The sequence below is a fragment of the Pseudomonas petrae genome (assembly GCF_021728295.1).
GTDB classification, from domain to species: domain Bacteria; phylum Pseudomonadota; class Gammaproteobacteria; order Pseudomonadales; family Pseudomonadaceae; genus Aquipseudomonas; species Aquipseudomonas petrae.
On sequence record NZ_JAKJXE010000004.1, the window covers coordinates 264,213 to 275,571 of the forward strand.

General features: G+C 56.0%; 10 protein-coding genes. 5 read left to right on the top strand and 5 right to left on the bottom strand.

What is annotated here, in order from left to right; all coding sequences use genetic code 11:
• Window positions 1-293 precede the first annotated feature (293 nt).
• Window positions 294-2,000, top strand: a complete 1,707-nt coding sequence (gene acpA / locus L4G42_RS08895) for an acid phosphatase (protein ID WP_419789357.1) — start codon at window positions 294-296, stop codon at window positions 1,998-2,000.
• Window positions 2,001-2,288: 288 nt separating this feature from the next.
• On the opposite strand, the gene L4G42_RS08900 is transcribed toward acpA, so the two are convergent.
• From L4G42_RS08900 to L4G42_RS08920, 5 genes are all read right to left on the bottom strand, one after another.
• Window positions 2,289-3,494: an MFS transporter gene (locus tag L4G42_RS08900; RefSeq protein WP_237251422.1), complete on the bottom strand. Its 1,206-nt coding sequence runs from the start codon at window positions 3,492-3,494 to the stop codon at window positions 2,289-2,291.
• Window positions 3,495-3,594: 100 nt separating this feature from the next.
• On the bottom strand, window positions 3,595-3,963 hold the full coding sequence (locus L4G42_RS08905) for a Rap1a/Tai family immunity protein (RefSeq protein WP_237251423.1): 369 nt from the start codon (window positions 3,961-3,963) through the stop codon (window positions 3,595-3,597).
• Entirely contained in the window at window positions 3,963-4,889 is a 927-nt protein-coding gene (gene coaA, locus L4G42_RS08910) for a type I pantothenate kinase (RefSeq protein WP_237251424.1), read from the bottom strand. The genes L4G42_RS08905 and coaA overlap by 1 nt, the downstream gene beginning before the upstream one ends.
• A 102-nt stretch (window positions 4,890-4,991) precedes the next feature.
• Window positions 4,992-5,666, bottom strand: coding sequence for an HAD-IA family hydrolase (locus L4G42_RS08915; RefSeq protein ID WP_237259694.1), 675 nt, complete (start codon window positions 5,664-5,666; stop codon window positions 4,992-4,994).
• Window positions 5,667-6,097: 431 nt separating this feature from the next.
• Window positions 6,098-7,180: a type I restriction endonuclease gene (locus tag L4G42_RS08920; protein ID WP_237251426.1), complete on the bottom strand. Its 1,083-nt coding sequence runs from the start codon at window positions 7,178-7,180 to the stop codon at window positions 6,098-6,100.
• A gap of 628 nt (window positions 7,181-7,808) precedes the next feature.
• On the opposite strand from L4G42_RS08920, the gene L4G42_RS08925 reads away from it, so the two are divergent.
• The 4 genes from L4G42_RS08925 to L4G42_RS08940 all read left to right on the top strand — a co-directional run bounded on the left by L4G42_RS08925 (window position 7,809) and on the right by L4G42_RS08940 (window position 11,239).
• Window positions 7,809-9,203 (top strand): site-specific integrase, encoded by a 1,395-nt coding sequence (locus L4G42_RS08925; RefSeq protein WP_237251427.1) that lies wholly within the window; start codon window positions 7,809-7,811, stop codon window positions 9,201-9,203.
• A 518-nt stretch (window positions 9,204-9,721) separates the two neighbouring features.
• Window positions 9,722-10,000, top strand: coding sequence for a hypothetical protein (locus tag L4G42_RS08930; protein WP_237251428.1), 279 nt, complete (start codon window positions 9,722-9,724; stop codon window positions 9,998-10,000).
• Window positions 10,001-10,051: 51 nt separating this feature from the next.
• Window positions 10,052-10,462: a hypothetical protein gene (locus L4G42_RS08935; protein ID WP_237259695.1), complete on the top strand. Its 411-nt coding sequence runs from the start codon at window positions 10,052-10,054 to the stop codon at window positions 10,460-10,462.
• Between the two features lie 156 nt (window positions 10,463-10,618).
• Window positions 10,619-11,239 (top strand): hypothetical protein, encoded by a 621-nt coding sequence (locus L4G42_RS08940; protein WP_237251430.1) that lies wholly within the window; start codon window positions 10,619-10,621, stop codon window positions 11,237-11,239.
• Window positions 11,240-11,359: the final 120 nt, after the last annotated feature.

Genomic DNA, 11,359 nt, shown 5'->3' on the forward strand with positions numbered 1-11,359 from the left:
GCCGTCATGGGTCACGCTGCAAATTTGATGTCGCCTGCGCGGCCCCTTCCCGCCTGAAGCCGGTCCCACTAAAAGACCGCGCCCATTCGGTAGGACTGACGCCGACTGTAGGACCGGCTTCAGCCGGGAAGGCATCAGGCGTCACGCCGCAAATAAATGTTGCCTGCGCTGGCCTCTTCCCGGCCAAGGCCAGTCCCACTGGGTGCATGCCCACCGCTGTAGCAATCCCGTCATATTCGCCCGCTAGTCTCCGTCGAAATAAGTTGTAACAACTCGACCTGCGAGCGCGCGCCATGACCAAGAAACCGGAAGATCCAGCTCAGGCTTCGACCCCCCAGGCGCCGATGGATGGCAGCCGTCGACGCTTTCTCGGTGGCGTTGCCGTACTGGGCGCCGGCGCGACCCTCAGCGGTGTAGTGGGCGCTGCCGAAGCAACCGTTGAAGCCAAGCCCACGGCGGATACCATGCTGACCGGCCCGGCGCTGGACAAAGCGCTGCAGGACAACGTCAAAACCATCGTGGTCATCTACGGCGAAAACCGCAGTTTCAATAACCTGTTCGCCAACTTCCCCGGCCTCGAGCACCCGCTCTCAGCGGTAAAAGCCGGCGAATATCGCCAGCGCGACCGCGACGGCAAGGTTCTCGACACCCTGCCGCAGTGCTGGGGTGGCGTTTGCCAGATCGGCCCGCAAAGCGTCGACGGCGTGACCTACGCCACAGGCGTGCAGTACCAGGAAAACCTGCCCAATGCGCCCTTCCCCCTCAAGAGCCCAAGCGGCGAAGACCTGCCACTGAGCGTCGTTACCCGCGACCTGTGGCACGTGTTCTATCAAAACCAGATGCAGATCAACGGCGGCAAGAACGACGCTTTCGTTGCCTGGGCAGACTCCGGCGGGCTGACCATGGGTTACTACGCCCAGACCCAATATTCCCTGCGCTTGTGGGACGTCGCCAAAGAATTCGTGCTCTGTGACAACTTCTTCCAGGGCGCTTTCGGTGGCTCGTTTCTCAATCATCAATACCTGGTTGCGGCCAGAGCGCCCTTCTACCCGGACGCGGCTAACTCCCCGGCCAAGTCGCAGATCGCCGTGCTGGAAAGCAGCGACCCGCTCGACTACCGGCTCAAGCCGCTGGAGAAATCACCGGCCAGCGCAATGACCGGCCCGCCGCAATTCGGCCCGAGCGCGCTGACGCCGGACGGCTACGGCGTCAACACCATGGCTCCGCCCTACTGGCCGACGTGGCTGCGCGATAAGGAAAAACCTGACTACTCGCAGCCAGGCCTGGCCAACGTGCTGGTGCCGCAAACCCACGACCACATTGGCGACAAGCTCTCAAAAAAGAACATCGACTGGGCCTGGTACGCCGGCGCCTGGCAGGTGACGCTGGACGAGTACAAGGACTCGACCGGCATCCCGAAGATCCCGAACTTTCAGTACCACCACCAGCCGCTCAACTACTTCAAGCAGCAGGGCCCGGACAACCCATCCGAGCGTAAGAAGCGCCTGCGCGACGGCGGTCTGGGGGATGAATCGAGCACAAATAAATTCCTGGCCGACGCCGAGGCCGGCAAGCTGCCTGCGGTGACCTTCTACAAACCCCAGGGCAACCTCAACATGCACGCCGGTTACGCCGACGTTGCCGCCGGCGACCGACACATCGATCGCGCGATCAAAGTGCTGCGCAACAGCCCGCAGTGGAAGAACATGGTGATTGTCATCACTGTTGATGAAAACGGCGGCTGGTGGGACCACGTTGCGCCGCCGAAGGGCGACCGCTGGGGACCGGGCACGCGGGTGCCGGCGATCGTCATTTCACCGTTCGCGCGCAAGGGCACGGTCGACCACACGGTCTACGACACCGCCTCGATCCTGCGTCTGATTACGCGTGTGCATGGGCTGGAGAAGCTGGACGGATTGACCGAGCGCGACAACGCCATGGCCGCACGGGGTCAGGCGCCGATGGGTGATCTGAGCAATGCGTTGCAGTTTCCGGTATAGAGCGGGGCGAATCCGCTTCGGCACACCTTCGATGACGGTACACAACACCCTGTAGGAGCGCGCTTGCCCGCGAATGCGGTGGATCAGGCGCATGGATGTCGCGGGCTGATATTTTTCGCGGGCAAGCGCGCTCCTACAGTTGATCTCCGCAACATCTGCAATGTTCGGCGTACTCATACTCTGTGAGCCGGCTTGCTGGCGAATGCGGTGGATCAGACACGCAGGTATCGCCAGACAGACTGCTTTCGCCAGCAAGCCGACCCCTACGGACTCGTAGGTCCCCTCTACTCATGTTCGTGCTCCCGCCTGCCCGGTGCCGCGCTCGTTCGGCAAGCAAACGGTCAACACCGCCAGCACAACCGCGACCCCTGCGATCACTCCGTACACGGCAATGAACGAACCGCTCACGCTCGCCAGCAGCCCGGCGCAGTAATTGCCGAGCATGCCGCCGACGCCCTGCATGATGTTGGCGATGCCGAAGATGGTCACGGCCAGCGCCACGCTGCTCGCCATCTTCGACACGTATGCCGGGATCAGTCCGAAGATCGGGTAGAACGCCACGGCGAACACGACGCCTGCCACCAGCGGCCAGTAGCCGGTCGGCACGACGACCAGAATCAACGCTGCCGTCGCCACGCAGACGTACACCATCAGCATCGCCGCACGCAGGCCGATGCGGTCCGACAATGCGCCGAGCGCCAGGCCGCTGAACATGCCGACGAAGCCGATACTGGCCCAGATCTGCGCGGTGTACTCGACGCCGAAATGCAGCTCCGTACGCAAGTAGGATGACAGGTAGTTCTGAAACGGAAAGGTCGAGAAGCCGATCAGAAAATTCATCGACCAGACTGTGTACACCCAGCCCTGCAGCGCCTCACGCAGTACGCCTTTGCGCGGGGCGCCATCATTGCCGTCCTCGCCTTCACGACCGAACAACCGCGCGCGCTTGAACACCAGAAACACGCCGGCGACCAGCACAACGGTGATCAGCCCGACGATCCACCACACCGTGCGCCACTCGCCCTGGGGCGCATAAAACGGCACCAACAGGCTGTTGATGAACACGCCGTAACTGGTGCCGCTCGACACCAACCCCATGGCCATGCCGCGGTATTTATAGGGAACGGCGCGCGCGATCACGTCGACCATCGGCACGAACACTGTCGCCGCCGTGCCAGCCAGAATCGTCAGCAGCAGACCGATCAGCACCACGTTCTGCGCCAGGGGCATGAGCAGCAAGGCCAACGCGCATACGGCGCCCGATCCGAAGATCACCCAGCCGCCGCCAAGACGGGGCGTCAGCCATGCCGCCAATAACGCACTGGCGAGAAACCCCGCCTGCCCCGCTGCGGTGATGGTGCCCACGTAAGCGATGTCGAAGCCCAGGCTGGCGCGCATGTCCGGCACCAGTTGGGCAAAGAGGTAGATCCCGAAGCCGTAAGTGGCAGCCACGAGCCCCGTGAGTAACAGCACAATCAACGCATTGACACGCATCGTCGGCATCCTTGCTGAAGGCCGTCGCAGGCGCGGCGGCACGGGTCGACCTGGATAATCAGTTCTGGATCAAGCAACAGGCTAGCGTAAAACCCAGGAGCTACTGACAGGGAAAGGCGTTTTTCAACGCCGCGACAACCAGGACGGATTCGTTCAGATGCAGACTCTCGGGATGCGCCTGCAAGGACTGCACAATGATGCGCATTGACTGAATCATCGGAATGCCGCCTTCGGGCACGCACACCAGCCGGGGCAATCCGCCCGCCTCGTGGAACAGGTCCAGGGTGTCCATCGTCGCTTGCAGCACCCCCACGCAATGCCCGACACCCACGCCGTTCTGCGCCACGGCGCCGCTCATGCTGTTGATGCCATCCTGGCATTCGAGCAGCAACTTGTTGCCGTCCGCCAGAGCGCCAACGCTGACGCATAGCGCGAATAACGCCGACACGCCCGCGATCGATTTACCCATCAGCGTAGCCACAATTCCTTCACCGAATGATCCGACGCCTTACGCACCACAAGGCTGGCGCGTTCACGGGTCGGCAGAATGTTTTCCAGCAGATTGGGCCGGTTGATGTCGTGCCAGATCTTGCGCGCGGCGTCCGGGGATTTCTCCGGCGGCAGGTCGGCCAGTTCACGGAAATAGGCACCTCGCGCGCGAAACGCGGTGCGTTGCAGCATCAGGAAGCGCTCGACGTACCAGCGCTCGATGTCACCCTCTTCGGCGTCCAGATAGATAGAAAAATCGAAGAAGTCCGAGACGATGCTGCCCGGCTTCTGCCCGTCGTTGCCCTCTGTCTGCAACACGTTCAGCCCTTCGAAAATCAGGATGTCGGGCTGGCTGACCTTGAAGAACTGGTCCGGAACGATGTCGTAGCTGATGTGGGAATAGACCGGGGCAGTGATTTCCGGCGTGCCGGCCTTGAGGTCCGAAAGAAACTTGACCATGCGCTTGCGATCGTAGCTTTCCGGAAAGCCCTTGCGGTGCATGATGCCGTCGGCGACGAGCCGGGCATTGGGGTGGAGAAAGCCGTCGGTGGTGATCAGATCAACCCGGGGATGATCCGGCCAGCGCGCCATCAGCGCCTGCAGCACCCGGGCGAAAGTGCTCTTGCCGACCGCGACGCTGCCCGCTACCGCGACCACATAGGTCTGGCGTTTGGCGGGGCGTCCGAGAAAAGTGTCCTTGATGCTGTCGAGATTGCGTGCAGCGTTGACGTGCAGATTGATCAGGCGCGACAACGGCAGGTAGACGTTGGCGACATCCTCCAGCGAGATGTCCTCGTTCACGCCTCGCAATGCGGCCAGGTCTTCTTCGGACAACGTCAATGGCGTACTGGCGCGCAGCCCCGCCCACTCCGCGCTGCTCATTACCAGATAGTCATCAGGGGCCATCAATCGCGTTCCAGTCAGGTGTCCGTATCGACAATGGTGCGAAGACTATCGTATTGATCCAAATGGAGGGCAGATTTATTTGAATCTGCCGGGGCAATTGGCCTACCGCCAGGACGACATATCTGCCAGATCCGAAGCCAGGGTTTCCAGTGTAGGGCGAGTGATCAACGGCGCTGGAGCCCCCTCGGGTGCTGACAGGCCGATACGGTTATGCCAGATTGTCGGCAGCCCGCATTTGGCCGTGCCGAACAGGTCATAGGCCGAACCCGCCACAAACACTGCATGGCTCGCATCGACGCCCAAGGTGTCCAGCGCCAGACGATAAGGCGCCGGGTCCGGCTTATAGAAACCGGCTTTCTCCGAGGTAATCACCACGTCAAACGGGATACCCAGCACATCCGCAGCGATGTGACCGAGGCGCTCGGAACAGTTGGTGACGATACCGAGCTTGTAATGGGGTTTCAGGGATTCGAGCACCGCCTTTGCTTCCGGCCACGGCTGCAACTCCCCAAAACGCCGATCAAGTTCCGCCGCTGCGTGATTGCCCAAACCGACTTCCATAGATGCTTCTTCCACCAGCGTTTCATAAGGGCGATAGCGGCCGCATCCGTAGGTCGCCTTTAGGTAGGCCATACGCCAGGTGCGGCCAAGCGCTTCGGAATCGGCGACTGAATTCCACAGTGTCCAGGAGTCCAGCAAAGCGGTCAGCAGATCGAAGAGTACGAGTTCGACGGGGGCTGTTGGATGGAGGGGTGATGAGGTGTCGGTTGTCATCATTGTGATTCCTGAGCGGGGGATAACGTGCGGCGGATGTCCAGCCAGTGCAAGTGATTGGCGTCATGGGCGTCTTCGCGAGTGGCCCATTCTAGGCCGCGGTTGTCGCCAACGACCTCGCACCGACTAACTCTATGATTCAGCGTTGGTTAACGACAGGATGGTCGACCCAGCTCTCAGCGTTTTTCTAGCCGACAGAGGTCTTGCCATGACTGGTGACCTGTTTCATACACGCACGATGTTAGCCGGTAGATCCACATGACTAAGCAGCTGAACCAAGTTGTGAGCGCATTTCGACACTTGCATGGGTAACGCGTAATGCTGAGCGCCCACACGAGTCACCATCGCGCTGGCGCTACTTCTTCCGCCCACCGTCCACGCTGGAACGCACCCAGGCGTGTGCCAGCGCAGGCAGTTTGTACCGAGTAGCCTAATCAGCTGTAGTGTGAAATCACGCCCTTCAAGTGGTCGGAGAAGCTATATATATCGTCGACAGAATCAATTGCATGCCGGGTTTCATTTTTCTCACGATCAAAAATACCTATGTATTTTTGGCTCCGATTGAAATGTAGCCGGCATATGGGTTTCCGATTGTTGTCGTCCAGCAGGATGCCGAAATAGCTCTGTGTGTCCCGGTGCACAATACGTTTCGCGTCAACGACCGATCTCACGATTGCTTTAACAACGTGGAAGCCTTCCAGCTCTTCAAGCGTGGTTTGTACACGATCGTCCTCTGTCTCTTCGACCGATTCGCCTGCTGGATTGCTATCAACGGGGACCATGGCGAAAGTCGGCTGGATTGGACCACTGATGGCCGACTTAAGGCGGTCATTGACTTGATCGCCCAAGAACTGTGCAGCAGCCTTTCGAGTCAACACTGCGAATTGTTCACGAACTTTTTGAGTGATGATCCCTTCATAAACACGGGCCGCGAAAAACTTAACAAACTCGTCATCAGGTTTGGTGAACTGAGCGGCTATCACCCTTTTTATCTGGCCTACGTACTTCAGCTCCCCAGCCGCGCTGATAATGGAGTCGACGTCGAAAGCGGACTTCGTGAGCTTCTCCAGCTCGGGCAACGCGTGTTCGTCGAGATCGAGCAGATCCAGCTCCAGAAACGGCTTGTCATCCATTTTATTCGGCGCATCGAGGTCGGTATAAAACCGGTAGACCCGCCCATTAGTGAGTATGGAAATTCGCGCACTGGTGACGTGGAAATAGCGAAACAGCTGGCTGGCATGATTGATATGAAGGGGTTCACCGATTTTTTTGCATTCGATCAGGATTTGCACCTCACCATTTTTCATAATGGCGTAATCGATTTTCTCTCCCTTTTTTGTTCCAACGTCGCAGATGTACTCTGGGACTACTTCCAGCGGATCAAATACATCATATCCAAGTACAGAATTGATGAACGGCATCACGAACGCTGTCTTGGTTGCTTCCTCAGTCTGAATAGCAGCAGATTGCTGCTGGATTTTGGCGGATAACGCGTTGACTCTCGCTAGAAATTCCATATTTCGCTCCTTGCTCGGAAAAGTCAGAGTAGTAGCAACAATCCATGCTGGCAATTCAAAATCAGAGCGAAATCTTTAGAATCAGAGACGTCTTGCACGGACGCCACCACAGTCCTACAAAGCGCGATTCAGCACTGCCTAAAACTCAATGCAAAACAAGCTCAAAGACTTAGGGACCAATCACTTCAATTCATTCAGGTGGAAAACCTGAGCAATTTTTGAATCAACCACGATACAGGTCTGTGTGCGGTGGGTCGAAAAGACGATCATAGAAAAATGGAAATATCAGAGAGCGCAAGCGTCAATCCTGCTGACCGCCGCGTGGAGCGTGATGAAGTTGGAACTGCTAAGCGGAGAGGTAAAGGATGAAGCTGGGGGGGGCGTTATGGAGGCAACCCCACCAGCCACACCCCGGCACACAATGTTCCCGCTGTGGCTGCTGCCTTCCGGCTCTGACCAGATCGCATGCAAGCATGCTCGGTAATCGTTGCGGGCCTTATGGGGCAAGGGTTTCAGGCTGATGAGGTTGCAAGATATCTATCGTGCGGACACGTAGCACGGCGGGTGAAATCTCCGGGGGTGTAGCCAGCATTGTCACACATTGCTGTCACACATCGGTGTCACACACATGGCATACCTGATCCGTCGCGGAGCCTTCTACTACCTGAATCTCCGGCTACCCAAGCACCTGTTCCCAAGGTGTCACACATTACGCTTAAGTCTGAATATCCAACGACGTCAACCGGCGACATTTCTTGCTGCATCACTCGCTCAAAAGATTCATCAGCATCTCTCAGAACACCCTACCGTCGATCTTGAGATGCTGCATGCGCTCTGTACGCAGTGGCGTGACGCTAGCTCGATACCAACAATGTCTGTACCCGTGAGCGGCATTGCAGAGCCCTCAAAGCATCGCTTGAAAACTGGGCCGACTCTCGGTGAACTCGCTAAAAAATACGTCACGGAAGGCAAGGCAGGGGGATTGTGGCGTGAGGTCAGCACACACGAAGTTGAACGCTCATTACGAGACCTGTTCGAGCTGATGGGCGACATGCCTGCTGTTACATTCGATGGACATCAAGCTCGGCTGCTGAAAGATCGTCTATCCCGTTGCCCGCAATACTTCGCCCTGCTCCCCCAATTCAAAGGTAAAACGCTGCTTCAGGTAATCGAATCTGGAGCCCCGTACAAGACGATCACAGCCGTCACTGTGAACAATCGTCTACGCAAGCTCTCGGCGTTCATGAACTGGTGCAAGTCAAACGGATACATTTCAGAGAATCCGTTGATGGGTCTCAAGGTCATGACTGGGTCAGCGAAGGATGCAAGATTGTCGTTTGATCAGCATGACCTAACCGCCCTTCTCAGTCTGGTGGCACTTAAGACCGAAGCCCGCAAGCATCCTTGGCGATACTGGTTGCCGCTCCTTGGCAGGTTCACGGGCGCCCGGCTGGAAGAGCTTTGCCAGTTGCACGTAGCTGACTTCATTACGTTGCAAGGAATTCAGTGCATCCGCATTGATGACGGTCACGAATCACAGAATCTTAAGAACAGCAGCAGCCGTCGCATACTCCCGATGCATCCTGCACTCACCGAATTGGGCCTGCTTGACCATGTCGAGGTGATGAGAAAGTCAGGCTCAGACCGGCTATTCCCAGACCTTGAACCTGTCAGAGGCAAACTGGGGCACGCACCGTCAAAGTGGTTCGGACGTTACAAGACCAAGCAGGGCATCACTGATCCGAAGAAAACGTTTCACAGCTTCAGACATACCATGATTGATGACTTGAGAGACGCTGGCGTACAGGACTCCTTGATAAAACGTATCGCGGGCCATGAAGACTCAGCGGTAACTTTTGGCATTTATGGAAGCCGTCTACCCTTGAACGCGATGATCGAGGCGATCATGCAAATCCCAGCAACTGGAGTCGGGTCCGAAACGGTAAGAGCTGAAAGTATTTCCGCAGATGAGCTGGCAACAACGAAAGCCGGTGAAATGATCAGTCCGCCGAAGCTGCTCTGAATTGATCGCATTAATATAAGCAAGCCGCAAATACAAGCGTCATAAGCGACAAAGGATACGATATATGCGACATGAGACTATGCAAGGAGGGAAAAGCATGTTACAATAAGCCACAAGAAAGATAAAAATAAATACAACTCTGAAACATCCCCGTTACACCCGCATTCAAACTCCGAACCATCACTCACTTGCCTCTTCTCAAGCTATGCGTTCGGCGTTCGTTAGGCCAAGGCGTACAGATGCCTTCGACAATCACCAGCAGTTTGATTGGGCCGGTTACTGTTAGATCAAAGGTGTTCCAAGCACCGTTCCATGTTACCGCTGTGGCATTTGATCGAATTCAGCGAGTGTGACCCGCACTTTAATCGGGTACAAATTCCTGAAGGTAACTCCAGCATTTGGAGCTTTAAGGCCACTCAAAGTGGTCTTTCTTTTTGCTTAGAATTTCTAATGTAACGCCGTAACAATCATACCCACCACCCAACCCCAGCCATCCAACTTATGGAGACGGACACCCTATGCCTTTGATTTATAAATTCTGTGAAACATGTGGAGCCAGATACGGAACTTTCCGTAGTCAGCGGAAGCACTGTTCCAATGCTTGCCGCCAACGTGCCTATCGCGAATCCCAAGCGACCACCGTACACGATGAAACAACGCTGACGCTTCAGTTCGGCAGAGTCACCGTTAAACTCGTTGATCTTGACCCAGCCAGCGATAAAGAGAGCTTACGCCGAACGATCATTGAGGTGCTCGGGCCTGAGTTGATTGAACAGGCAACAGCGTTAAAGCCGTAACACTAACCCCTCAACCCATAAAAGGAGGAACTTCTATGGAGATACAAACCTATGAGCAACTATTTCATCGTAAACCGCCCAAGCAATCTTGTTGTTGGGGTGATAGCCACAAGTTACACGCCAGTTGATACGCCGCTAAAGATGTTCGTCCTTGCCAACGAGCAATCCCTTGCTGCCTATGACAAGCATTTGTCCCGCAATCACGAAACGCTGTTAGACATTGGTGAGTTGATGAGGAAGTCCGCTCACATCAATGATCAAGTGTCGAAGGACAAGGCAAGCAAGGTAGAGGCAAAGTCACAACGTACAAGAGCGGAACAAGTTGTTTCAATTCAAGATCGAGAAGAATACATCCTCGCTTGGATTCGCAACCACCCTGACGCCAATGAGTATGACTTACATGACGCCATCGGCATGGGCATTGTAGCTGCTCGTGCATACATCAGGTTATACGGATTTTAATGGCCCTACAGGGCGTTCAAACATGCAAGGTAGGCCATAGTACCACTTGCAACAAAATACGCCCTGAGAGCCAAGTAGAGCAAGCATCAAAACATCAAATATCGCACTATTTCTGCCTACATTCAGGCAAATAACAACCTTAGAGGAAAACCCAACATGAAAGACACACTATTCGCTGCCGCCCTTGCAAAAGATGCCACCGTAAACCCTGTTGTCGAAGACATTGCAACACCAATGCAAAACATTTTCAGTCAAGCCACGTTTGACCGTATGTGCGACCAAGCTAAATTCTTCTACGAAGCAACAATCGAGAAACCACAACACCTAAACGCCAAGGGCGCCATTGTCGAATTCATGATTGAAGGTTGCCAATCGGCAGCAGACAAATACCATGAGCTTCTGTCCGCAGGTTACACGCCCCTCCCAATGGAATCACCACTCCAAAGCTTCCACCTTGTGGGCACCGCTGGCGGGGTTGTGTTAATCCAAATTCATGTATGCAAGCCAGCAGAACAGCAGGCGGCTGACCTGAACGACATCTTCGCTGGTATGAAAGTGCAGTACCTCAAAGACCTTGAGGCTGCTCAGGCGCAGGAAATCGAGCGTCAAATTGATATCGCCCTGCAAGCTGCTGCTCGAAAAGAAGCTGCCAAAGTGGAGGCGGCGCAGAAAGCCCTTGCTGACAAAGTGCGAGCCGAGTTGCATGCCAGTCGTGAACAACTGCGAGCTTCCTTGATCGCGAAAGGTAAGCTAAACGCTAAAGGTGAAGCCGCGTGACTATGACAGGAACAGAAAGAATTCTAAGGGAGCGCTATGCTCCTCACACAATGCCAGTGCAAAAGTCTCAAGTATCATGGACGCTGATTATGAAAGCGGCTGACCACGGAGAAAGTTGTG

Coding starts and splice junctions, on each gene's coding strand:
- acpA (WP_419789357.1), top strand. CDS start 294: ATGACCAAGAAACCGGAAGATCCAGCTCAGGCTTCGACCCCCCAGGCG.
- L4G42_RS08900 (WP_237251422.1), bottom strand. CDS start 3,494: ATGCGTGTCAATGCGTTGATTGTGCTGTTACTCACGGGGCTCGTGGCT.
- L4G42_RS08905 (WP_237251423.1), bottom strand. CDS start 3,963: ATGGGTAAATCGATCGCGGGCGTGTCGGCGTTATTCGCGCTATGCGTC.
- coaA (WP_237251424.1), bottom strand. CDS start 4,889: ATGGCCCCTGATGACTATCTGGTAATGAGCAGCGCGGAGTGGGCGGGG.
- L4G42_RS08915 (WP_237259694.1), bottom strand. CDS start 5,666: ATGATGACAACCGACACCTCATCACCCCTCCATCCAACAGCCCCCGTC.
- L4G42_RS08920 (WP_237251426.1), bottom strand. CDS start 7,180: ATGGAATTTCTAGCGAGAGTCAACGCGTTATCCGCCAAAATCCAGCAG.
- L4G42_RS08925 (WP_237251427.1), top strand. CDS start 7,809: ATGGCATACCTGATCCGTCGCGGAGCCTTCTACTACCTGAATCTCCGG.
- L4G42_RS08930 (WP_237251428.1), top strand. CDS start 9,722: ATGCCTTTGATTTATAAATTCTGTGAAACATGTGGAGCCAGATACGGA.
- L4G42_RS08935 (WP_237259695.1), top strand. CDS start 10,052: ATGAGCAACTATTTCATCGTAAACCGCCCAAGCAATCTTGTTGTTGGG.
- L4G42_RS08940 (WP_237251430.1), top strand. CDS start 10,619: ATGAAAGACACACTATTCGCTGCCGCCCTTGCAAAAGATGCCACCGTA.